Origin of the sequence: Nonomuraea solani (assembly GCF_900108335.1) — a bacterium.
Taxonomy (GTDB): Bacteria; Actinomycetota; Actinomycetes; order Streptosporangiales; family Streptosporangiaceae; genus Nonomuraea; species Nonomuraea solani.
This window is the reverse complement of record NZ_FNVT01000010.1, coordinates 109,762-132,737: the sequence shown is the minus strand read 5'-3', so window position 1 is coordinate 132,737 and position 22,976 is coordinate 109,762. Positions and strand designations below refer to the sequence as shown.

The 22,976-nt window shown below is 71.8% G+C and carries 14 protein-coding genes; 7 read left to right on the top strand and 7 right to left on the bottom strand.

The window, feature by feature from the left end:
• Window positions 1-155: 155 nt before the first annotated feature.
• The 5 genes from C4V41_RS32105 to C4V41_RS60945 all read left to right on the top strand — a co-directional run bounded on the left by C4V41_RS32105 (window position 156) and on the right by C4V41_RS60945 (window position 10,099).
• Window positions 156-4,112 carry a HAMP domain-containing protein gene (locus C4V41_RS32105; protein ID WP_103959713.1) on the top strand — a complete coding sequence of 1,319 codons (3,957 nt, stop codon included), beginning with the start codon at window positions 156-158 and terminating at the stop codon, window positions 4,110-4,112.
• Between the two features lie 22 nt (window positions 4,113-4,134).
• Window positions 4,135-6,450: a SpoIIE family protein phosphatase gene (locus tag C4V41_RS32100; protein ID WP_235030496.1), complete on the top strand. Its 2,316-nt coding sequence runs from the start codon at window positions 4,135-4,137 to the stop codon at window positions 6,448-6,450.
• 49 nt (window positions 6,451-6,499) lie between these two features.
• Window positions 6,500-8,599, top strand: coding sequence for a DEAD/DEAH box helicase (locus tag C4V41_RS32095; protein ID WP_235030495.1), 2,100 nt, complete (start codon window positions 6,500-6,502; stop codon window positions 8,597-8,599).
• 78 nt (window positions 8,600-8,677) lie between these two features.
• Window positions 8,678-9,145 (top strand): DUF4396 domain-containing protein, encoded by a 468-nt coding sequence (locus C4V41_RS32090; protein WP_103959711.1) that lies wholly within the window; start codon window positions 8,678-8,680, stop codon window positions 9,143-9,145.
• 45 nt (window positions 9,146-9,190) lie between these two features.
• Entirely contained in the window at window positions 9,191-10,099 is a 909-nt protein-coding gene (locus tag C4V41_RS60945; protein ID WP_146103870.1) for a hypothetical protein, read from the top strand.
• Here C4V41_RS60945 and C4V41_RS32075 read toward each other — a convergent pair.
• The 4 genes from C4V41_RS32075 to C4V41_RS32055 all read right to left on the bottom strand — a co-directional run bounded on the left by C4V41_RS32075 (window position 9,987) and on the right by C4V41_RS32055 (window position 16,645).
• Complete coding sequence (locus C4V41_RS32075; RefSeq protein WP_146103869.1) at window positions 9,987-13,346, bottom strand: CHAT domain-containing protein; 3,360 nt, start codon at window positions 13,344-13,346, stop codon at window positions 9,987-9,989. The two genes, C4V41_RS60945 and C4V41_RS32075, sit on opposite strands and share 113 nt — an antisense overlap.
• Window positions 13,347-13,869: 523 nt before the next feature.
• Window positions 13,870-14,376, bottom strand: a complete 507-nt coding sequence (locus C4V41_RS32065; protein WP_146103868.1) for a hypothetical protein — start codon at window positions 14,374-14,376, stop codon at window positions 13,870-13,872.
• On the bottom strand, window positions 14,376-15,050 hold the full coding sequence (locus C4V41_RS32060) for an RNA polymerase sigma factor (RefSeq protein WP_103959707.1): 675 nt from the start codon (window positions 15,048-15,050) through the stop codon (window positions 14,376-14,378). The genes C4V41_RS32065 and C4V41_RS32060 overlap by 1 nt, the downstream gene beginning before the upstream one ends.
• A complete protein-coding gene (locus tag C4V41_RS32055) occupies window positions 15,050-16,645 on the bottom strand; it encodes a S8 family peptidase (protein WP_103959706.1) in 1,596 nt (531 codons plus the stop codon). The genes C4V41_RS32060 and C4V41_RS32055 overlap by 1 nt, the downstream gene beginning before the upstream one ends.
• Before the next feature lie 186 nt (window positions 16,646-16,831).
• Between C4V41_RS32055 and C4V41_RS32050 the strand changes: the two genes are divergently transcribed.
• Entirely contained in the window at window positions 16,832-18,535 is a 1,704-nt protein-coding gene (locus C4V41_RS32050; protein WP_103959705.1) for a carbohydrate binding domain-containing protein, read from the top strand.
• Here the strand turns inward: C4V41_RS32050 and C4V41_RS32045 are convergent, their stop codons facing one another.
• The 3 genes from C4V41_RS32045 to C4V41_RS32035 all read right to left on the bottom strand — a co-directional run bounded on the left by C4V41_RS32045 (window position 18,536) and on the right by C4V41_RS32035 (window position 21,901).
• Window positions 18,536-19,273 carry a phytanoyl-CoA dioxygenase family protein gene (locus tag C4V41_RS32045; protein WP_103959704.1) on the bottom strand — a complete coding sequence of 246 codons (738 nt, stop codon included), beginning with the start codon at window positions 19,271-19,273 and terminating at the stop codon, window positions 18,536-18,538.
• Window positions 19,274-19,288: 15 nt separating this feature from the next.
• The gene (locus C4V41_RS63260; protein WP_103959703.1) at window positions 19,289-21,163 is read right to left on the bottom strand and encodes a hypothetical protein; all 1,875 of its coding nucleotides are present in this window, start codon (window positions 21,161-21,163) and stop codon (window positions 19,289-19,291) included.
• A 138-nt stretch (window positions 21,164-21,301) separates the two neighbouring features.
• Complete coding sequence (locus tag C4V41_RS32035) at window positions 21,302-21,901, bottom strand: TetR/AcrR family transcriptional regulator (RefSeq protein WP_103959702.1); 600 nt, start codon at window positions 21,899-21,901, stop codon at window positions 21,302-21,304.
• A 93-nt stretch (window positions 21,902-21,994) separates the two neighbouring features.
• On the opposite strand from C4V41_RS32035, the gene C4V41_RS32030 reads away from it, so the two are divergent.
• Complete coding sequence (locus C4V41_RS32030; protein WP_103959701.1) at window positions 21,995-22,969, top strand: aldo/keto reductase; 975 nt, start codon at window positions 21,995-21,997, stop codon at window positions 22,967-22,969.
• Window positions 22,970-22,976 lie beyond the last annotated feature (7 nt).

The window sequence follows — 22,976 nt, the reverse complement described above, 5'->3', positions numbered from 1 at the left end:
CCGGCCGTGCGCAGTACCGTCATTTCGAGAGAGATCATCGACCGGATACGTCCTGTGATAGATAGATGACAACTTGCCGCTATCGCGCGCGGCTTGCGCATCCGGCTACTCTCTCCGCTACCTGAGGAAGCCCGGGCGAGTACGGAGGACCGGTCATGAGCGACTCCACCGTCGGCACGTCCCGTTCGGCCGCGCGCGGCAAGCGCGCCCGAGGCCCCGGTGAGGCCGGTGAGGAGCCGGAGCTGCGCCGGCTCCTGGCCGGTCTGACCGCGGTCAGGGACGGCGACTTCCGCACCAGGCTCCCCGACGACGCCGACGGGCTGCTCGGGGAGATCGCCTCGGTCTTCAACGGCATGGTGGACCAGTTGTCCCTGTTCACCTCCGAGGTCACGCGCGTGGCCCGGGAGGTCGGCACGGACGGGCGGCTGGGCGGCCAGGCCGACGTGCCGGCGGTGTCGGGCACCTGGAAGGACCTGACCGAGTCCGTCAACGCCATGGCGGGCAACCTCACCGACCAGGTGCGCAGCATCGCCCAGGTCACCACGGCCGTGGCCAAGGGCGACCTGTCACAGAAGATCACCGTGCACGCGCGCGGCGAGATCCTCGAACTGAAGAACACCGTCAACACCATGGTCGACCAGCTCTCGTCGTTCGCCGACGAGGTCACCCGCGTCGCCCGCGAGGTCGGCACGGAGGGCCAGCTCGGCGGCCAGGCCGACGTCAAGGGCGTGGCCGGCACCTGGCGGGCGCTGACCGACTCGGTGAACTTCATGGCCGGCAACCTCACCGACCAGGTGCGCAACATCTCCCAGGTCGCCACCGCGGTGGCCAAGGGCGACCTGTCACAGCGGATCACGGTCTCCGCCCGGGGCGAGATCCTCGAACTGAAGAACACCCTGAACACCATGGTCGACCAGCTCTCGTCGTTCGCCGACGAGGTGACCAGGGTGGCCCGCGAGGTCGGCACGGAGGGCAACCTGGGCGGCCAGGCCACCGTTCGCGGCGTGTCGGGCACCTGGAAGGACCTGACGGAGAACGTCAACGTCATGGCCTCCAACCTGACCAACCAGGTACGCAGCATCGCCCAGGTCGCCACCGCCGTGGCTCGCGGCGACCTGTCCCAGAAGATCACCGTCGAGGCCAAGGGCGAGGTCGCGGCCCTGGCGCAGACGATCAACACGATGGTCGACACGCTCGGCGCGTTCGCCGACGAGGTGACGCGCGTGGCCCGCGAGGTCGGCACGGAGGGCCAGCTCGGCGGCCAGGCCCGCGTCCCGAACGTGGCCGGCACCTGGAAGAACCTCACCGACAACGTCAACTCCATGGCCGACAACCTGACCAACCAGGTACGCAGCATCGCCCAGGTCACCACCGCCGTGGCCCGCGGCGACCTGACCCGCAAGATCGACGTGGACGCCCGCGGCGAGATCCTGGAGCTGAAGACCACGATCAACACGATGGTCGACCAGCTCTCGTCGTTCGCCGCCGAGGTCACCCGGGTGGCCCGCGAGGTCGGCAGCGAGGGCAGGCTGGGCGGCCAGGCCGAGGTCGAGGGTGTGTCCGGCACCTGGAAGCGGCTGACCGAGAACGTCAACGAGCTGGCCGGCAACCTCACCCGCCAGGTCCGCGCCATCGCCGAGGTCACCAGCGCCGTCACCTCCGGCGACCTGACCAGATCCATCACCGTCGACGCCGAGGGCGAGCTGGCGGACCTGAAGGACAACATCAACTCGATGGTGAAGTCGCTGCGCGAGACGACCAGCGCCAACGAGCAGCAGGACTGGCTCAAGTCCAATTTGGCCCGCATGTCCGGGCTCATGCAGGGGCACCGCGACCTGGCCGCGGTGGCCGAGCTGGTCATGAGCGAGCTGGCACCGCTGGTCTCGGCCCAGTACGGCGCGTTCTTCCTGGCCGTGGAGAGCGAGCTGCAGCTCATCAGCGCGTACGGCTACCCGGTGGACCCGGAGCGGCCGACCCGGTTCCGGCTGGGCGAGGCGCTGGTGGGGCAGGCCGCGCGCAGCCGCAAGACGATCGCCATGACCGACCTGCCGACCGGCTACATCACGATCTCCTCCGGGCTCGGCCGGACCGATCCCTCGTCGGTGATCGTGCTGCCCATCGTGGTCGAGGAGCAGGTGCTCGGGGTGATCGAGCTGGCCTCGGTGCAGGCGTTCACGCCGGTGCACCGGGCCTTCCTCGACCAGCTCATGGAGACGATCGGCGTCAACCTCAACACGATCGTGGCCAACGCGCGCACCGACGAGCTGCTCAAGGAGTCGCAGCGGCTGGCCGTGGAGCTGCAGACCCGCTCGGAGGAGCTCCAGCAGCAGCAGGAGGAGCTGCAACGCTCCAATGCCGAGCTGGAGGAGAAGGCCACGCTGCTGGCCCGCCAGAACCAGGACATCGAGACCAAGAACCTGGAGATCGAGCAGGCCAGGCAGGAGCTGGAGGACCGGGCGCACCAGTTGTCGCTGGCGTCCACGTACAAGAGCGAGTTTCTCGCCAACATGAGCCACGAGCTGCGCACCCCGCTCAACTCGCTGCTCATCCTGGCCCAGCTCCTGGCCCAGAACCACACGCGCAACCTGACGCCGAAGCAGGTCGAGTACGCCGGGATCATCCACTCGGCGGGCTCCGACCTGCTGCAGCTGATCAACGACATCCTCGACCTGTCGAAGGTCGAGGCGGGCAAGATGGACATCAACCCCGAGTGGGTGCAACTGCGGCGGCTGCTCGACTACGTCGAGGCCACGTTCCGGCCGATGACCGGCCAGAAGAGCCTCGACTTCCGCGTCACCACCGCGCCCGGCGTGCCCGCCGAGCTGCTGACCGACGACTCGCGGCTGCGCCAGGTGCTGCGCAACCTGCTGTCGAACGCGGTCAAGTTCACCGAGTCCGGCAGCGTGGAGCTGCGCATCGAACCGGCCGCGCCGGGCGAGCCGCCGCCCTCCGTACGCCCGCACGGGCCGGCCATCGCGCTGCGCGTGGTCGACACCGGCGTGGGCATCGCGGAGCAGCAGCTCGAAGTGATCTTCGGAGCGTTCCAGCAGGCGGACGGCACGACCAGCCGCAAGTACGGCGGCACCGGGCTGGGCCTGTCGATCTGCCGCGAGATCGCCTACCTGCTGGGCGGCGCCATCACCGTGCAGAGCACGCCGGGGCAGGGCAGCGTGTTCACGCTCTTCCTGCCGGTGGCGCGGCCCGGGTTCGACGTGGTGCCGGCCACCGAAGGTGGGGAGCCGGCGCAGGTCGCGGAGCGGGCGCCGGTGGCCGCGCGGCGGCTGCTGGTGATCGAGGAGCGGCCGCACGGGCTGCTGTCGCTGGTCTCCGAGAGCGTCGTGGGCGATCTGACGAACGCCCGCGACCTCGGCGGGTCCATCGTGGTCGCCACGGCGGCGGGCGCGGAGCAGGCGACCGGCATGCTGACGGGCGAGCCGTGCCACTGCATCGTCCTCGACCTCGACATGCCTGACATGTCGGCTTATCGGCTGCTGGAGGCGATGGAGCTCGACGCGCGGCTGCACGGGGTGCCGGTGCTGGCGTACAACAACTGGCGTTCCCACCCGCAGCAGGAAGTGCGCCTGGCGCACCAGCCGCTGGAGCTGCTGACCAGCCTCGACGAGCTGCGCGAGCGCATCGCGCTGCACCTGACCGCCAACCAGCCCGGCGACGTGCTGCCGCTGGTCAGGGCCGAGGCGGTGGGCGCGGCGGCGGCGCGGGAGATCGACAACACGCTGGCCGGGCGTACGGTGCTGGTGGTGGACGACGACGCCCGCAACCTGTACGCGCTCACCAGCATGCTGGAGATCCACGGCATCACCGTGCTGCACGCCGAGAACGGCCGCAAGGGCATCGACACGCTCACCGCCCACACCGAGACCGACCTGATCCTGATGGACGTGATGATGCCGGAGATGGACGGCTACACGGCGACGGAGACGATCCGGGCCATGCCACAGTACGCCGACCTGCCGATCATCGCGGTCACGGCCAAGGCGATGCCCGGCGACCAGGAGAAGAGCCTGGCCGCCGGGGCCAGCGACTACGTGACCAAGCCGGTGGACGCCGACCATCTCATCGAACGCATCCAGCACTGGATGGATCCGGCTTGACGACCTCGTGAGGAGCGGCGACGTGCACACTCCCGCCGACGACCCGGCCGGCACGATGGACGACCCGGCCCTTGAGCGGCCCGATGAGCGTGATCTGGACAGGCTGGCGGAGACCGTCGAGCGGCTGCGGCGCGAGGTCGCGCGGGTCCGCCGCGCCGCCGACGACCGCGCCCTGATCGAGCTGGCCAAGGGCGTCCTCGTCGAACGGCTGCGCTGCCGCCCCGCGCAGGCGGCCGAGCAGCTCACCCTGCTCGCCGCCAAGGCCGGCGTGTCGCAGCTCGAACTGGCCGCCGACGTCGTGAGCGAGATCGCCGACGACCGCATCGGCGAGGCGGGCCGGGACGAACCGGAGGTCGCGGTACGCCTGCGCGCCGCCGAGAGCGCCGCCCTGGCCACCGGCGACATCCAGTCCGTGGTCCACTCGATCCTGGAACACGCGCTGACCCCGCTGGGCGCGACGGCGGTGGCGGTCTGGGCGGCGACGCCGGGCTCCTCGCTGGCCCTGGCCGCGTACGCCGGGTTCGGCGAGGAGGAGGCCGGGCGGTGGCGGCACGTCCCGCCCGGCGTGATCACCCCGGCCGGGCGCGCGCTGACGGAGCGCCGCCTGATCTGGCACGCCGACGTGGGCCTGCCCGCCATCGGCCGCCAGACGGCCGCGGGCGGCCGGGTGACCGTGCCCATCACCACGGGCGGGCGGGTGCTCGGGGTGCTGGAGATCTGCTGGCCGCACGCGCTGCCGCCGCGACCGCCCAGGATCGAGCGGCAGATCCAGGCGCTGGCCGAGCTGTGCGGGCACACGCTGGACTCGCCGTTCGCGCCGATCGTGCCCGCCGTGCCCGCCTTGTCGGAGATCGTGAACCTGGCCGACGCGCTGCCCGACCCGGCGCTCGTGCTGCGGGCGGAGCTGGACGTCTACGGCGACCTGGCCGACTTCCGCATCCAGCACGTCAACGAGCGGCTCAGGGGCGGGGACGGGCTGCTGCTGGAGGCGTATCCGCTGATCTCCGGCGGGCTGCTGCTGGAGGCGTACCCGCGGGCGGCGGGCGGAATGTTCGCGCGGATCGAGCAGGTGCACGCCACGGGCGAGCCGTTCCGCACCGAACGGATGCCGCTGGGCCTGAGCACGACCGGCGTGGCCAACGTCAGCGCCACCCGGCACGGCGACAGCGTGCTGCTCGTGTGGCGCGACGTCGACGCGGACGCGCGGCTGGCCGGCCTGCTGGAGCACGCCCAGCGGCTCGGCCGCATCGGCGGCTTCGAGGAGAACGCGGTCACCGGCGAGCTCACCTGGAACGCCCAGCTCTACTCCCTGTACGGCCTGGTGCCCGGCGACCAGCCGATCCCGCTGGAGCGGCTGCGCGACCACGCCCACCCCGACGACGCGATCGCCATCGGCCGCTTCCTGCGCACGGTGCTGCACCACCGGCGCTTCGCGGCCACGGCGTTCCGGCTCGAACGTCCCGACGGGGTCGCCCGGCACATGCGCGTGGTGGCCGAGCCGGTCCTCGGGCCGGACGGGCGGCTGATGGCGGTGCGGGGGGCGTACCAGGACATCTCCTCCCAGCACTGGACGGAGGTCGCGCTGTCGGTCACACGCGACCAGCTCGCCCACACCGAGCAGCAGTCCGCCGAGCGCAACCGGCTGGCCCTGCAGCTACAGCAGGCGATCATGCCGCCTTCGCACGGCCGGATGGACTCCCTGGGCCTGCGCATCGCCGTCCGCTACCGGCCCGCGCAGAAGGAACACCTGGTCGGCGGCGACTGGTACGACGCCGTCGCACTCCCCTCCCACCAGGTGCTGCTGTCGGTGGGCGACGTGGCCGGGCACGGCGTGGAGGCCGCCACCGGCATGGTCATCCTGCGCAACGCGCTGCGCGGCCTGGCCACCACCGGCGCGGGGCCGGCCCAGCTCATGGAGTGGCTCAACCTGGTCGCCCACCATCTGGCCGACCGCATGACCGCGACCGCCGTCTGCGGCCTGTACGACCCGCCCACCCGCGTCCTGCGCTGGGCCAGGGCCGGGCACCTGCCGCCCATCCTGCTGCGCGGGGCGGACGGCTCGGAGCTGCCCATGGTCAAGGGGCCGCTGCTGGGGGCCTTCACCGACGCCCAGTACGAGGAGGGGCGACTGCAGTTGCAGGCCGAGGACACCCTGCTGATGTACACCGACGGGCTGATCGAGCGGCGCGACCACAACCTGCGCCACGCCCAGGACCGGCTGCTGGACATCGCCAAACGCTCCTCGAACACGCTCGACCACCGCCTCGACGACCTGCTCACCCACTGCAACTCCGACACCGACGACGACACCTGCCTCATCGGCGTGCACCTGAGTTGATTTCCGTCCCCTGTGTGAACTGTCGCACCGCTGGGGCATCCTTGGTCCGGTGGACTTCCGTGACGCCGACCGGCTGCTCGCCGACGCACGCGCCCTGCTCGACGAGCACGCCACCGTGGACCGGCGGGTGCGCCAGGCCCTGGGCGCGCTGCGCGCCGAGGTGGCCAGGGCTGGGCTCGGGTCCATCCCGGTCTCCCGGCTGAAGGACGTGACCGATGGGCGGCTGCGCATCGGCACGCTGGAGAAGGCCGGCTACGCCACGGTGCTGCAGGTGCTGGAGTCGACGCCGTACCGGTTGCAGTTGCTGCCGGGCATCGGCGCGCGGACGGCGGGGCAGATTCACGCGGCCGCCCGCCAGATCGAGCAGGCCGCCGCCGAGGCCGCGAGCATCCGCATCGACGTCGAGCGGCCCGACCGGCACACCACGGAGCTGGTGATCGCCCTGCACCGCCTGGTGGCGGTGGGTCCCGAGCTGCCGCGCGCCCTGGAGGCCGCCCGCGACCTGGCCGGGCGGCTGGCGCCGCTGCTGGCGGAGGCGGGTCCGGCGCGCGGGCGGCTGCGGCTGATGTTCACGCTGCCGGGGCGGCGCCGGCGGGCCCGCGAGGCGGTGGCGGAGCTTGAGGGGCTGCTGGACGGGGTCGCGGAGACGCGGCTGCTGCTCGCCCAGGTGACCGCCGACCTGCTGCGCCCGCCGGCGCGGGACTTCGAGGCGTGGGCGGACTTCGAGTCCCGCTCCCCCGAGTATTTCGCGCTGCTGGCGGAGCTGGCCGGCGAGCCCGTCGGCACCGGTCAGGGGTTCCTGCCCGACGACCTGGCCGCGAAGGTGGCGGCGCAGCCGCTCGACGACACTCACCGGCGGGTGTCCCTGCGCGGCTACCAGGCGTTCGGGGCGCGGTTCGCCCTCGCGCAGGAACGGGTGATCCTCGGTGACGAGATGGGGCTGGGCAAGTCGGTCGAGGCCATCGCCGCGCTGGCGCACCTGCGGGCGCGGGGCGAGACGCACTTCATGGTGGCCTGCCCGACCAGCGTGCTGATCAACTGGACGCGGGAGATCGAGTCGCGCAGCACGCTGCGGGCCCACCCGCTGCACGGGCCCGAGCGGCTCGCGGCGCAGCAGGAGTGGATACGGGAGGGCGGGGTCGCGGTGGCGACGCTCGACAGCCTGCACCGCCTGGCTCCGGCGGAGATCGGGCTGCTGGTCGTGGACGAGGCCCACTACGTCAAGAATCCGGAGACCAAGCGGTCCAAGGCGGTGGCGGCGTGGTGCGGGCGGACGCGGCGGGTGCTCTTCCTGACGGGCACGCCGATGGAGAACCGGGTCGAGGAGTTCCGGGCGCTCATCTCGTACCTGCGCCCTGATCTGGCGGTGAGTCTGCGCGGCAGTGACGTGGTGGCGGGGGCGCGGGCGTTCAGGAAGGCGGTCGCGCCCGTCTACCTGCGGCGCAACCAGCAGGACGTGCTCACGGAGCTGCCCGACCGGGTGGAGGCCGAGGAGTGGGTGGAGTTCAGCGGGGCCGACTTCGCCGCCTACCGGGAGGCCGTGGCGGCGGGCAACTTCATGGCCATGCGCCGGGCCGCCTACGCCGAGCCCGCGACCTCGGCCAAGCTGAAGCGCCTGCTCGAACTCGTCGAGGACGCCGCGGCCAACGGGCTGAAGGTGGTGGTGTTCTCGTACTTCCGGGCGGTGCTCGCCACCGTGCGGACCGCGCTCGACGGGCGGGCGCACGGGCCGCTGTCCGGTGACGTGAGCGCGGCGGGGCGGCAGCGGGTGGTGGACGAGTTCTCGGCCGCGGCCGGGCACGCGGTGCTGCTCAGCCAGGTGCAGGCGGGCGGGGTGGGGCTCAACCTGCAGGCGGCCTCGGTGGTGATCATGTGCGAGCCGCAGGTCAAGCCGAGCATGGAGACGCAGGCGGTGGCGCGGGCACACCGGATGGGGCAGATACGCAAGGTGCAGGTGCACCGGCTGCTCACGGTCGACGCGGTGGACCAGCGCATGCTGGACATCCTGCGGCGCAAGTCGAAGCTGTTCGACGCCTACGCCCGGCGCAGCGATCTGGCCGAGTCCGCGGCCGACGCGGTGGACATCTCCGAGGCGTCGCTGGCGCGGCAGGTCGTCGAGGAGGAGCAGCGCCGGCTGCTGGCCGACTGATCCACTATCGAGGGTAGTAGACATCCCGCCGGCTTTCCCGTATACCCTCTATAGGTATTTTCGAGGAAGGTGGCACCTATGGAAGACCACGGAACGCACCAGCCGCCGCAGGCCACGTGGGGCATGGCGGCCCAGGCGACCGCCCACTGCCTGACCGGCTGCGCCATCGGCGAGGTGCTGGGCATGGTGATCGGCACCGCGGCCGGGATGTCCAACGCGGCCACGGTCGTGCTGGCGATCGCGCTGGCGTTCGTGTTCGGCTACGCGCTCACCATGCGCGGCGTGCTGCGGGCCGGGGTGGGCTTCAAGGCGGCGCTGAAGGTGGCGCTGGCGGCCGACACCGTGTCGATCGCGGTGATGGAGATCCTGGACAACGCCGTGATGCTCACCGTGCCGGGGGCGATGGAGGCCGGGCTGACGAGCTGGCTGTTCTGGGGGGCGCTGGCCGGGTCGCTGCTCGTGGCGTTCGTCCTGACCACGCCGTTGAACAAGTGGCTGATCTCGCGCGGGAAGGGGCACGCGGTCATTCACCAGTATCACCACTGACGGCGCCGTGACGAGACGGAGATCATCGGCGGCGGTGATCGGCGCATGAAGCGTCTGAGCGTGACGCTGGTGGTGGCCGGCCTGCTGAGCGTCACGATTCCCGGCGGCGCCGTGCACGCGGCTCCCGAATCGAGGTCTCTCGACTCCGTCGTCAAAGCGATCAGGAAGCAGTTCGCGAAGAAGAGCAGCGTGCGCTTCACCGTCAAGCGGGCCGGCGGGCCCCCGGCCACCTGGGACATGAAGGCGTCCGGCGCGTACCGCTTCAACGCTTCAGGCGTGTACGCCGCCGACACCACGGAGATCACCCAGCAGCCGGATGGGACGGGCCGGGACCGGGGAATCAGCATCGGCCGGACGTTCTACTCACAGGCCTACGTGCGTGCCAAGAACGGCAAGTACATCTGGAAGTCGCCGTCAACGCTGGGGAAATGGTCCTACGGGGAGAATTTCGCCGGGGTCATCTGGGGAGAGGACCTGATCAACGGGGTCAACCCGGGCTTCCTCAAGCTGGGCGCCTCGCACGGCGCGACCAGCGCCGACGGCGGGACTTTCGAGGGAGTGAAGACGACCCTCCACAGCGGCACGGTGAAGGTTCCCGTACTGAGTGAGAGGCAGGCCGGGATGTCCTTCGAGACCGAGGAGAAGTACGGCTCGTGGGGAGGGCCGATCACCTGGAAACTCTGGGTGGGCCCGGACAACCTGCCGCGGCGTTTCCACGCCATCGTGAGGTTCATCCGGAAGGGCGGTGGCGGCGAGGCCGAGACCATGACGATGAACATCCCTGCACCACTGCGACGACATCGGCCGCGGGTGGCTGAACGGCTCGTGAGCGCTGAGCGGTTCAGCCGGTGCCGAAGCAGACGAACGTGGAGGCCGGCTCGTCCGCCGAGGCCGTGGCGAGGGCGTCAGCGGGGCGCGCGCCGTCGGCCACGTTCCGGTGGTAGGCCATCATGACCTGCTCGGCCACGGGGTCCGGCACGCGGGTGAGGCTGGAGATGACGGTGGACGTACCGAGATAGAGCAGCGCGGCCGTGAAGCCCAGCAGTTCGTCGCCCGCCCTGACCACCGCCTGGCCCACGTCGCACGCCGACAGGACGACCTGGCCCGGCGCCTTGCCGAGCCGCTGCAGGTCGTAGGCCATGAGGGGGCCGTCGGCCAGGTCGAGGCGGGAGAAGAGCACGTTCTCGCGTTCGTGGTGGCCGTGCGCGGCGAAGTGCGCGAAGGGCGCGCCGTCCAGCGCCGCGAGCGTGGCCGACACGGTGGCCAGCTCGCCCGTGAGCCGGTGCGCCTTGGGGTGTACGGCTCCGAGCTGCTCGATTTCGCGCTCGGCGTGCTCCAGGTCGGGCCCGGCCACCAGAACCGGGGCACGGCCACCGGCGTACGGCTTACCGGCGCAGGGTTCACCGGCGTAGGTTTCACCGGCGTAGGTTTCACCGGCGTACGACCCACCGGCGCAGGACCCACCGGCGTACGACCCACCGGCGCAGGACCCACCGGCGTACGACCCACCGGCGCAGGACCCACCGGCGTACGACCCACCGGCGTACGACCCACCGGCGCAGGACCCACCGGCGTACGACCCACCGGCGTAGGACCCACTGGCGTAGGACCCACTGGCGCGCCGGGCCGCCAGCCAGACCAACGCGGACGGCGCCACCACCAGCGGCCGGCCGCGCAGGTCGGGCAGCAGGCCCCAGGGGACGGCCGACAGGCCCATGGTCGGGATGAGCACGATGCCCCGGGCAGCGGACAGGGCCTGCCTCAGAGGTGCGAGCAGCGCGTCGGTGATCACGCCGAGCTGCCGCTGCACGGACGCCTCGATGACCGCCTTCATGGCGGGGCGCAGGTTGCGGCCGGCCTGCGCGTTCAGGTCCCCCGCCAGCCGCCGCGCGGCCTCGGCCACCGGTTCGTACGCACTCAGCCGGTGCAGGTGGCACCGGCCGCGCGCCAGCACGAGCGCCAGCAGGCCGCCGCCCACGTTGAGCAGGCTGACCATCGCGTAGTCGTCCGCGGCCAGCGCCTCCTCCACGGCCGCCGCCGACGCCGGGGCCAGACGCGGACCGGCGCCGGGGAGCTGCCAGCCGCGTTCCCTGATGACCTGTTCGAGCTCCAGGCACCGGCGGCGCAGGGCGGGGCTGCGCTGACCGGCGGCCTCGTCGGCGTGCATACGCTGGGCGAGCTGCCGCAACTCGGCCAGGGCCTCGGCGGTCTGGGGGTCTTCGGGGGCCTGCGGCGGCCTGAACCGGAACGCCTGCGCCCGGCACCGCTCGGACCAGGCGAACACGTGCCTCGGCGACCCCCCGGCCAGCGCTGTCCCGAGCCCGTGCGCGGCCAGATCGGCACCCAGGGCGGCCACGCCGGTGAGCATGTCGAGGCTGCCCAGACGGCCGCGATGGGAATGGATGAGCGCCAGCCCGTCCCTGACCTTGCGCAGCGCCAGTCCCCGCTCCCCTTGCGCTCCGGCCAGCTCGGCTTCGGCCAGATGCCGCATCAACCGCACATCCAACGACCCACCCCGCACCGCCCGGGCCCTCACATCCTGCGCCACGACCAGCACCTCCCGCCCCCTGACCTCCCCCCGACCCACCCCTGAACCCTCCCGACCACCGAATTCGCCCCGCCCCCCGGACGCCACCTGGCCCTCCCCTGAACCCTCCCAACCGCCGGACTCCACCCGACCGCCGGACTCTGCCGAATCGCCGGACGCCACCTGGCCCTCCCGACCGCTGAACTCTGCCGAATCGCCGGACGCCGCCTGGCCCTCCCGACCGCTGCGCTCCGCCGGACCGCCGGACGCCGCCAGGCCGCCGGACGCGGCCTGGCCCTCCCGACCGCTGGGCTCCGCCCGGTCCTCCCCCGGGTCACCATCGGGCCCCCCGTGCGGCTCACCACCGGGCGCCACTCGCCGCCCGTCACCAGGCGCCCCATGCACCTGACCGCCAGACCTCCCGCGCGGCTCACCACCAGGCACCCTGCCCGACTCACCATCGGACACCTCACCGCCAAACGCCCCGCGCGGCTCGCCATCGGGTGGCCTGTGCGGCTCGTCGGTGGGGGTGCCGGGGGTCGCCTCTGGGAGGCGGCCTGCCGCAATCAGGGCTCTGATCGAGATCAGCCTGGCCATCTCACCGTCGTCGCGCATGTCCAGGGCAGCGAAGCGGGCCGCCAGCTCGGCAGCGCGCCTGGCCACGGAGGCCGGTGCCCTCCCCGGCGCGCTGGCCCGTGGCGCCGGGGCCGATACCGGGACCGGTGGCGGGGTCGGTGGCGGGGTCGGTGGCGGGGTCGGTGCCTTGCCAGAAACCTCACCCGGGGTCGTGTCCGGCGCCTCACCTGGTGCCGTGCTTGGGACCGTGCCTGGCGCCGTCCCTGGTGCCATGCCTGGTCCCTTGCCTGGTCCCTTGCCTGGGGCCGTCCCTGGGGGCGTGCCTGGGGCCGTACCTGGTGTTGTGGCTGGTGACCGAGACTGGGCCAGGTCACAGCGGAGGCGCATGAGGGCGGCGCGGAGGGCCCAGGGGGTGCTGCCTCGGCGTTTGAAGTGGGTTTCGGCTTGTTTGGCCCAGTGGCGGGCCTCGTCGTGGCGGCCCGCGTCGAGGGCGCACTGGGCGCGGGCCAGCTCCGCCTCCGCGTAGTCCTGCATCAGCCGTTGCCTGCGGAAGCCGTCGATGGCCCGGTCGAGTGTGCGGCCGGCCTCGTCGGTCAGGCCCACGGTGAGCAGGGCTCTGGCGCGGTCGAGGGCGAGTACGGGCAGGAAGCCGGGGTTGACGTCCTCGTAGAGGGACTCCACCTCGGCGAACACCCGCAGTGCCGCCGGTACGTCCCCGAGCAGCAGGTCGCAATAGCCGTCGTTGTGCAGGGCCTTGGCGGCGAGCACCGGATGGCCGTGGGCGTGGGCGAGCTGGGCACTCCTGCGGGCGTCGTCCCTGGCCAGGCGGACGCGACCGGTCATGAGGTGGATGACCGAGCGGTTGAGCAGGACCCTGGCCAGTTCGACGCGATCGCCGTCGACGAGCAGCGGGGCGGCGATGTCCAGTTCGTGGAGGGCCTGGGTGTTGGCGCCCATGCGGAGGTGCAGGAGACCGCGCTGGGCGTGCACGATGGCCAGCTGGGCCGGGGGCGCGTGGTGCTGGGCCGCGTCCAGCAGTTCCATCCCGAGCGCGGTGTCCCCTTGCTCGGCTTCGGCGTGGGCAAGGCTGGTCAGCAACCGAGCGAGCAGATCGTCGTGACCGGTGGTGGCGGTGGCGGCGGCAGCCGATTCACCAGGATCGAGGGCAGAAGCGGAACCAGGGCCAGGGGCGGGGACGAGGGCAGGGGTAGGGCCGGGGTCGGGGTGGGGAGCAGAGGCAGGATCGGTCGTGGGACCCGTGGTGGGGCCCATCGTAGGACCAGGCGTTGGACCCGTGAGGGGTCCGGTCGTGGGACCGGTGGTGGGACCAGGCGTGGGGGTGCAGGTGGGGGCAGGGCCGGGAGCAGGGGCAGGGTCGGTGGTGGGACCGGTGGTGGGACCGGTGGTGGGAACGGTCGTGGGAACGGTCGTGGGAACGGTCGTGGGAACGATCGTGGGACCAGGGGTGGGCCAGCCGAGGAGGTGGAGGGCGTGGCGGAGTCTGCGGGCGGCCAGTGCCGGGCGGCCGTTGTCGGTCGCCTCGACGCTGAGCTTGTGCAGGTGCTCAACGCGCTCCCGGAGCGCCGTCAGCCCGCTGTCGCGCAATCCCGCCTCGCGGTGGTCAGAGGATGAGTGAGGGCGTCACCGCCAGTATCGTCGCCTGCGCCGGATCATCAAGTCCCTGCCGCACCACGAGTTGCGACAGGCCCCGTGGCACGACGTCGAGGACGAACCGGCCCTGGTCGTCGGCCCTGACGGTGTGCGCGCCCTCGCCGGTGCGCAGTTCGACCAGGTGGTCGCCGGGCGGGGCCAGCCAGCCGTCGACGCGCACCGCGTACTCGTCCCGGGCGCTCACGCTGATCATGATGGTGAGAATCTCGCTGTCGAAGGTGATCGTCCGGCTGTCCTCGCCGCCCCGGACGCCCGCCGGCAGCACGGCCTCCTCCTGCATGCGCAGGATCTCGAATTCGGGTGATTCCCAAGCCTCCAGGGCCAGCGCGAACTGCAGGCGTTCGACCAGCGTCGCCGGTACGGGGTCGACGATGCGGTAGACGTCCGCGATCTCCTCGGCGAGGAGCTGGTCCTCGGGGGTGAGGTGGGGAGGGTTGCTCCCCTCGGCCGTGTTCATCAGGCGCTCCAATCCGGATCCTTCGCGAGCACGAGGCGCAGCTTCGCGAAGCACCGGCCGCGCGTGGGCCCGATGCTGCCCAGCGGCATGTCCAGTGCGGCGGCCACCGCGTCGTAGTGCGGGCGGGGTACGAAGGCGATGATCCTGAGCAGTTCGGCGCAGCGCTTTGGCAGGCTCTCGACCGCGTGCCAGAGTGCGCGCCGCCGCTCGTCGTCCACGAGGACCTCGTCGGGGGTGAGGACCCCGTCGTCGGGCAGTTCCTCGAAGGCGTCGTCTCCGGGCAGGTCGTCCTTGCGGGAGGCGGCGCTGACCCGCCACGCCTCGCGGCGGGTGGTGGTGACGAGCCATTCGATGAGGGCGCCGGGCGCGGAGATGGTGTCCAGGTGGCGCAGCAGGATCAGCCAGGTCGTCTGGATCACGTCCTCGGCCGCCTGCGGGCTCAGCCCCTGGTTCCTGGCCGTGTGCCAGAGCACGGGCGTGAGCTCGGCGACGATCGCGTCCAGCGCGCCGTTCTTGCCCTGGCGCGCCTCGATGAGCAGTCCGGCCAGGCGTTCGCGGCGCTGAGCGCCGGCGGTGGGCGGGCGTTCGCGAGGCTGGGCGCCGGCGGTGGCCGGGCGTTCGCGGCGCTCGGCGCCGGCGGTGCGTGGGCGTTCGAGTGCGGGGTCTCCGGTCATCAGATCGGTACGACTTCCGGGCGCACCACCTTGTCGTTGATCATCGTGTCGATGACCGTTCTGGCCCGTTCGACGGGATCGACGACGACCTGGCCGATGGTCTTGGTCAGTTCGGCGGCGATGGTGCCCGCGACGACCGGCGCGGCGAACGACGTACCGCTCCAGCCGCAGAACGGACCCACCGCGTCGCAGTCCAGCGACGCGCGCTCGCCCGTGCTGAGCGTGGCGTTCTGGGCGCCCCGGAACTGGGGTGGGAAGGTGCTGACGACCATCGCGCCGGGCGCGAGCCACCGTACGGCGGGATGTTCGTTGCTGAAGATCGCGATCGTGCCGTCCGGGTTCTTGGCCGCGACGCCCAGCATGGGCGCGAGCGGCGGCCCCTGCACGGCCGTCTCTGAGAGGGCGGCGAGGTAGAACGGCCTGGTGGTGGCGTAGTTGCCGGCGGCGTTGACCACGATGACCCCGCGCGCCCGAAGCTGGTTGACCTTGTTGAACAGCGCGTTCATGGCCGGGTCGCCGGTCTCGGCGAAGCCGCCGAAGGAGCAGCACAGGACGTCCACGGGCTCGCCGTCGTCCATCCGGGCCAGCAGGCGGTCGAGCGCCGCGTGCACGGCCTCCTCGGGGACGACGCCGTCGCTGTGCATGACCTTATACATCACGACGCGGGCGTCGGGCGCGATCTGGGCGACGAGCCCGGCCAGCATGAGGCCGTGACCGGTGTGCGAGTTGAGCGTGCCGACGAGCGGGTTGGGCAGGTGGCCGAGGTCCTCGTAGCCGACGAGCCTGGCGATGTCCCGGCCGGCGTAGGCGGGGTGGGTGTCCTCGATCAGCTGCTGCCCGGGCGGGTCGACGGTCAGGAACGCGTCGGCGGCGTCCACCGGCTTGAACCAGGGGTGGCCGGCGACGCCGGTGTCGAGCATGACCACGGTGATCCTGGGCCCGCCGAGCTGCTCGACCGTCCTGCGGCGCGGCGGTCCCGCGACCACGGTGACGGGGACGCGGCCGTAGCCGGGGCGGGCGGTCACACCGGGCTCGTCGATCACGGCGTGGCCGCTGGTGGCGGGCTCGCCGCCGAGGTTGAGCGAGCCGATCCCGCTCGTGGCCGACCCGACGAACAGGTGGTCGAGGGAGATGTCCGCGAGCTCCGACCGCAGCGCCCGCTCGGCCGGCTCGCCGTCCAGCGCCCTGCGCAGGGCCCGGAGCGCGGGCCAGGCGTCGGCTCTGACGTCGCGGCTCTCCTCGTTGATCTCGAGTACGGCGGGCACCCAGGTGGTGCCGGGGCCGTAGTCCCGCTCGCGGGCGCGTACGACGCTCTCCTCGGACAGCTTCAGCCCGATGTCCGCGAGCGTCGCGTCGATCCAGGTCACGGCCTCGTCGGAGCGCAGCACCGTACCGGGGACGAGGAGCACGTCCGCGCGGTAGACCGTGCTGTCGGGGCGGGTCTCGCCGGGGTCCAGGCCGACGGCCCACGGGTCGAGGATCTTCGCGCCGTGCCGGTCCAGGATCTCGCGGGGAAGGGTGACGCCCTGCCAGGGCGGGCCGAATCTCTCGCCTTCGGTCGCGCCGGGTGGCTCGGGGATGTAGTCGATGGTCATTTGCACCGTCTCCGTTCTGCCCTCTGTGCCGTACGAGAGCGGATCTCGGGTGGCGATACGAGAGGCTTGGTAACGGAAAGGCCACGATCCTCGTCTTGCAGATTTTCTGAAATTTGCAGAAATGTATTGCACTGTCCGGGCCGCGTAGGTAGCTTCCGGGCAACACCCCCCAAAGGGAGAAGCCTTATGAAATCCTTCGCCCTGTTATCCGTAGTTCTGGCCACGTTCCTGCACGCCGCGCCCCCGGGCGACAAGGACGTGATCGCCAACCTCTGGAGCTGGAACTGGAACTCCGTGGCCAGGGAGTGCACCGGCCACCTCGGCCCCGCCGGGTACGGCGGCGTGCAGGTCGCGCCGCCCCAGGACTCCCTCACCCGGGGCGGCGCGGTCTGGTGGGACGTCTACCAGCCCGCCCGCTACACGCTGACCAGCAAGTTCGGCACCGAGAGCCAGTTCGCGGCCATGGTCAGGGCCTGCCACGACGCCGGCGTCAAGGTCTACGCGGACGCGGTGATCAACCACATGACCGGCCAGGGCAGCACCAGCTACGGCGGCGCGAGCTTCGGCAAGTACAGCTACCCGGGCCTGTACTCGGCCGCCGACTTCCACTACTACGCCGAGGACTGCGGCAACTCCGACAACCTCGTCCACGACGGCGACTACGCCGGCAGCGCGCGCAACGTCCAGAACTGTGAGCTGGTGGGCCTGTCCGACCTGGAGACCGAGGAGGAGTACGTCCGTGGCGCCATCGCCGGTTACCTGAACAAGCTCATCGGCCTCGGCGTGGACGGCTTCCGGGTCGACGCGGCCAAGCACACCAGCCCCGGCGACCTGGGGAACATCTACGGCAGGCTGACCGGCTCGCCGTACATCTACCAGGAGGTCATCTACGGCGCGAACGAGGCCGTGCAGCCGGGCCAGTACACCGGGATCGGCGACGTGCTGGAGTTCCAGTACGGCCGCTACCTGCGCGAGAAGTTCAACGGCAGCATCTCCGACCTGCGGACGTTCGGCGAGTCGTGGGGCGGCATGCAGCCGAGCGCCAAGTCGGTCACCTTCGTCGCCAACCACGACACCGAACGCGGCACCAGCGCGCTCAGCTACAAGGACGGGGCCACGTACCGGCTGGCCAACATCTTCCAGCTCGCCTGGAACTACGGCACGCCGCAGGTGTACGACGGCTTCACCTGGAGCGACAGGGAGGCCGGCCCGCCGCATGCGAACGGGTTCGTGACCGACACCGTGTGCGGGAGCGGCTGGGAGTGCCTGCACCGCGACCCGGCGATCACCGGCATGGTCGGCTTCCACAACGCGGTCAAGGGCACCGGCGTCGGCAACTGGGCCGCCCCGAACTCCGGCGTGATCGCCTTCAGCCGTGGCGCCAAAGGCTGGATCGCGCTCAACAACGGCGGCGGCGCGTACGCGGGCACGTTCACGACGGGCCTGCCCGCGGGCACGTACGCCAACCTGACCGGCACCGGCACGGTCACCGTGAACGCCGCCGGCCAGGCCACCGTGACCGTGCCTGCCAAGGGCGCGGTCGCGATCACGAGCACGGCCGCGCCGGGGAACAACGAGGCCACCGTCTACTACCGGACCTCCTGGTCCGCGCCCAGCATCCACTACGGCGTGAACGGCACCTGGACCACGCCTCCGGGTGTGGCCATGGAGAGCGCGTGCGCCGGCTGGTTCAGGAAGACGGTGGCGCTCGGCCAGGCCACGTCGTTCGCGGTGACGTTCAACAACGGCTCCGGCACATGGGACAACAACGGCGGCCAGAACTACACCGTCGGCACGGGGCTGAGCACTGTCGCGAACGGTGTGGTGACCGGTGGCGCCGCCGACCCGTGCGCGGGCTCGTGCCAGGTCACCTCCAACACCGGGAAGTGATCAGGCGGCCGTCGGGTCGATGCCGCGCAGCATCATGCCCTGCCCCCTGGACCGGTGCACGTCGCCGGCGGGCCGATCCTCGGGGTCGCGATACTGGACGAGCAGCGTCGTACGCGCCTCGCCGGACCGGTTCACGCCCGACCCGTGCACGGTCAGGTAGCCGAGGAACAGCACGTCTCCGGCCCGCGCCTCGATCGGCACGGCCTCCGCCAGCGGCCACCGCGACGGCGGCAGGTGCCAGCCGCCCTCCTCGACGTGCGGCAGCGGGCCGTCGCGGTGGCTGCCCGGCACGACCCGTACACAGCCCTTCTCCTCGGGCGCGTCGTCGAAGTGGAAGATGGCCGCGCCGACCGTGTGCCGGGTGTGCGGGAAGTGGGCGGCGTCCTGGTGCATGGGGAACGGCGAGCCCTTCTCCGCCGGTTTGACGAAGATCTTGGTGTGGTGGAGCTGGACGTTCTCCGAGCCCATCAGGGCCGCCGCCACGTCGGTGAAGCGCGGATCGAGCATGAGCCTGGCGAACGCGGCCGAGTAGAACTGCGCGTCGTGGCAGTGCCGCAGCTCGGTGGCGCCGCCGGCGATCCGCCTGGCGCTCCCCCAGGTCGGATCGGACGGTCGCAGCCGCGCCAGCACCGCGTGGCACTCGTCACGGTACGCCCGCGCCTCCTCCGCGCTGATCAGCCCCTTGACCAGCAGGTAGCCGTGCTCCTGGTAGAAGGACACCATCTCCGCCTCGGTCATGCGCCGTCCTCACCCTCAGGGCTCGCAGGTCACCGGATAGCCCGCCTGCCTGACCGGCTTGTTGTGGTCGAGCGCCTCAAGGGCGACCGTGCCGTCCTTGCGCTCGGGCCGGTCCCAGGAGGCCGCCTGCACCTCCAGCAAGCCGCTCTGCCCAACGGTACGCGTCACGGGCGCGACCGGGTTCCCATCCGTCACCCAGCGGAAGGTGATCTCCGTGCCGGGGGCCGCGCGGAACCGGCCGTGCGCGCTCACGTAGGGGGCGTCCACGCAGTCGCCGTAGTAGGCGAGCGACCACAGCTCGTCGATCTCCACGGTGCCCGGACTCGCCGTCTCGCAGGTCAGGCTGTACGGCTGTTGCATGGCGGGCCTGTTGTGGTTGAGAACCTCCAGGCGGACGACGCCGGTGCCGCTGGTCCGCCGCGCGCTGTACCAGAAGTCGCCGATCTTGCTCTTGACGCCGGGTTTGAGCACCTCGGTCCTGATCACGCCGGGCTTGCCGTCCACGACGAGCCGGTATTTGACCTCGGCCTCACGGTCCGTCGTGACGAGGCCGTCGCCGCGCAGGCCGATGGAGCCGTGGCACACGCCCTGGAAGACCGGGGTGAGCAGGTAGTGGAAGGTGAGCCGGGCGTCGCCGGGGTCGTCGGTGCAGGCGAAGGTGAACTGCCGGGTCACGGGCTCGCCCTCGGTCATCAGGCCGAGCGTGTGGGTGCCGGCCCCGTCCCGATCGATGTTCCAGGCGGCCGAGACGTCCTGGGTGCGCGGCTGATCGGCGGCGGGGAAGTCGAGCACCTGCCGCTGCCAGGCGGCCCCGTCGAGGATCCAGCCGTACGTGACCTTCGTGGCCGGGCCCGCGGGCAGGGAGATGCGGCCGGTGGCCTGGTAGCCGACGGGTTCGAGGCAGTCGCCCGCGTAGTCGCCGGGGGTGACCGCGACGATCCGCGCCTCCGGGGTCGCGGGTGGCGCGGTCGTGGGGGTCTGGGTCGCGGTCGGAGTCGCGGTCCCGGTCGGGGTCGGGGTGCCGGTCGGGGTCGGGGTGCCGGTCGGGGTCGGCCTCGGGGACATCTGCGGCGGCGGGCTCGGCCGGGGTGTGGTCGGCCGGGGCGAGCCCGTTGTGGGTGACGGGGAGGGCGATCGGGTGGCCCGGCCGGGCGTGCAGGTCACCTCGTACGCCGCCCGCCCCGAATCCTGCCCCGGCGTGAGCAGCCGGATGGCCTTCCACCCGCTCGCCGAGCCGCCCGCGCTCAGCGGAAGGACCACCTGACGGCCGCGCGGCCCGCCGGCGGGAAAGAACAGCGACTCCAGCCGCCCCTCCCCCGTGGCACTGTCGATCCACCGGTAGTCGACCTTGGCCGGTGTGCGGGACACCTGGACGGTGCCGGTGAACGTCAGGCTCGCGGGACACGGCCCCCGGTGCACGGGCGGGCTGACCTGGACGCTCGCCACGACGGCGAGCGGCCCGCCGGGACGGGCGGGCAGCGGGTGGGCTGCGTCGTAGCGCGCGGCGGTGCCGGAGCAGGTGACGTCGAAGCGGGCCTTGGCCGACAGGCCGTCCTCGCCGAGGATCTCGATCGCCTGCCAGCCGGAGGTGGCGCGGTCGTAGGTCTGGCGGTCGGTCACGACCGTCTTGCGGGTGCCGTTCACGCGCAGGCTCTTGACGGCGCTCGTGCCACCGTCGCCGCGTACCCATCGGTAGCCGACCGTGCCTCTGCCCGTGGCCGTCACCACGGCCGAGAAGCCGACCGTCGTGGGGCAGTCACCGGCCGGTCCTGCGGGTTGGGCCTCGACCCGGGTCACGGCCACCTCCATGGCGGGCGCGGCGAGGGCGGGCGGGGTGGCCAGCAGCGCGCTGAGCAGTGTGACGCCCAGCGGCAGCGCTGTCCTTCTCATCAGGGGTCCCTTTCTGTCCGTGCGAAGGGGACCATGATCCTTGAGACGACTTGTGCGTCACTTGGATCGCTCTTGTGTCCTCAGCCGTCGAACGTCGGTGTCCGCGATTCCACCGTACGCCCGAAGTGCCGGGGCCGATCAGCGGGCGGCCAGGCGGTCCAGGTGGTAGCGGACGGTGGCGAGGGCCTGGGCGGGTTCGCGTACGCCCAGGAGCAGGTCGGAGCCGAGCCCGTCGATCATGGCGAGCAGCGCGACGGACTCGTGGCCGGGATCCAGCCCCGCCCGGAACTCGCCGGCCAGCTGGCCCTGGGTGATCAGGTCGGCCACCCGGCCGTGCAGCCACCGGTCGCTCTCGCGCAGCACCTCGACCAGCTCGGGTACGCCGACGGCGCGGGCGGTGAACGCCTGCCCGGCGCGGCGCTCGGCGCGGCGGCGCTCGTCCAGCGGCAGCATCTCGGCCGCCATCGCCATCAGGAACGACCCGGCGGAGGGCGCCTCCACGCCTTCGCGGATCCCGGCCATGATCCGCTCGGTGACCCGCCCGCCGAGGTGGCCGACGACGTAGCGGAGCATCTCGTCCTTGGTGCCGAAGTAGTGCTGCACGGAGCCGAGCGAGATGCCCGCCTCCTCGGCGACGTCGCGCAGCCTGGCCCCGTCGAGCCCGTCGCGTCCCGCGATGCGCAGCACGGCCTCGGCGATGTGGCGGCGCCGCTCCACATGATCCACCTTTTTCGGCATGAGCCCTCCTATCTCATACCACCGTATTATAATACGACCGTATGGTACTTTATCGGAGTTCGTAAAACGTTTCACTTTTCTGGAAGGTCCCTCTTGGACTACGAACGCCAGCCGTACAGACGTTGTGGCCGTAGCGGCCTCCTCCTCCCCGCCGTGTCGCTCGGCCTGTGGCACAACTTCGGCGAGGGCAAGTCACTTGAGAGCCAGCGCGCGATCCTGCACAAGGCGCTCGATCTCGGCATCACCCATTTCGACATCGCCGACAGGTACGGCCCGCCGATCGGCGCCGCGGAGGCCGCCTTCGGGCGGATCTTCCCGCGGTCGCTGCGCGACGAGGCCGTGGTCACCACCAAGGGCAGCAACCCCATGTGGGACGGCCCGTACGGCAAGGGCAACTCGCGCAAGCACCTGCTGGCCACCCTCGACCGGTCGCTGGCCCGGCTCGGGCTCGACTACGTGGACATCTTCTACCTGCACCGCGAGGACGCGGACACGCCGCTGGAGGAGCAGGTCGCCGCGCTCGACCACATGGTCCGCACCGGCCGCGCGCTCTACGTCGGCGTCTCCAACTTCTCGCCCGAGAACACGGCGGAGGCCGCCCGCCTCCTGCGTGAGCTCGGCACCCCGCTCCTGGTGCACCAGCCGCCGTACTCGCTGCTGAACCGCCGCATCGAGAAGTCGCTGCTGGGGGTGCTGGAGCAGGAGGGCATCGGCTGCGTGGTCTACTCGCCGCTGGCGCAGGGCCTGCTGACCGACCGCTACCTGAACGGCATTCCGGCCGACTCGCGGGCTGCGGAGGGCCGGTTCCTGACGGCGGACCGGGTGACGCCGGAGGTGCTGGCGTTCGTACGGTCGCTGTCCGAGCTGGCCGGCGCGCGCGGCCAGTCGGTGGCCCAGCTCGCGCTGGCCTGGGCGCTGCGGGATCCGCGGATCACGTCGGTGCTGGTGGGCGCGTCCAGCCCGGAGCAGCTTGAGGCGAACGTGGCCGCCGTCGACCACCTCGACTTCACCGACGAGGAGCTGGCGACCATCGAGCGGGCCGCCAAGGAAGCCGGCATCGAAGGCTGACCGGGGT

Excerpts from the sequence above, each read along its gene's own strand:
- C4V41_RS32105 (WP_103959713.1), top strand. The coding sequence starts at position 156 with ATGAGCGACTCCACCGTCGGCACGTCCCGTTCGGCCGCGCGCGGCAAG.
- C4V41_RS32090 (WP_103959711.1), top strand. The coding sequence starts at position 8,678 with ATGGAAGACCACGGAACGCACCAGCCGCCGCAGGCCACGTGGGGCATG.
- C4V41_RS60945 (WP_146103870.1), top strand. The coding sequence starts at position 9,191 with ATGAAGCGTCTGAGCGTGACGCTGGTGGTGGCCGGCCTGCTGAGCGTC.
- C4V41_RS32065 (WP_146103868.1), bottom strand. The coding sequence starts at position 14,376 with ATGAACACGGCCGAGGGGAGCAACCCTCCCCACCTCACCCCCGAGGAC.
- C4V41_RS32060 (WP_103959707.1), bottom strand. The coding sequence starts at position 15,050 with ATGACCGGAGACCCCGCACTCGAACGCCCACGCACCGCCGGCGCCGAG.
- C4V41_RS32055 (WP_103959706.1), bottom strand. The coding sequence starts at position 16,645 with ATGACCATCGACTACATCCCCGAGCCACCCGGCGCGACCGAAGGCGAG.
- C4V41_RS32050 (WP_103959705.1), top strand. The coding sequence starts at position 16,832 with ATGAAATCCTTCGCCCTGTTATCCGTAGTTCTGGCCACGTTCCTGCAC.
- C4V41_RS32045 (WP_103959704.1), bottom strand. The coding sequence starts at position 19,273 with ATGACCGAGGCGGAGATGGTGTCCTTCTACCAGGAGCACGGCTACCTG.
- C4V41_RS63260 (WP_103959703.1), bottom strand. The coding sequence starts at position 21,163 with ATGAGAAGGACAGCGCTGCCGCTGGGCGTCACACTGCTCAGCGCGCTG.
- C4V41_RS32035 (WP_103959702.1), bottom strand. The coding sequence starts at position 21,901 with ATGCCGAAAAAGGTGGATCATGTGGAGCGGCGCCGCCACATCGCCGAG.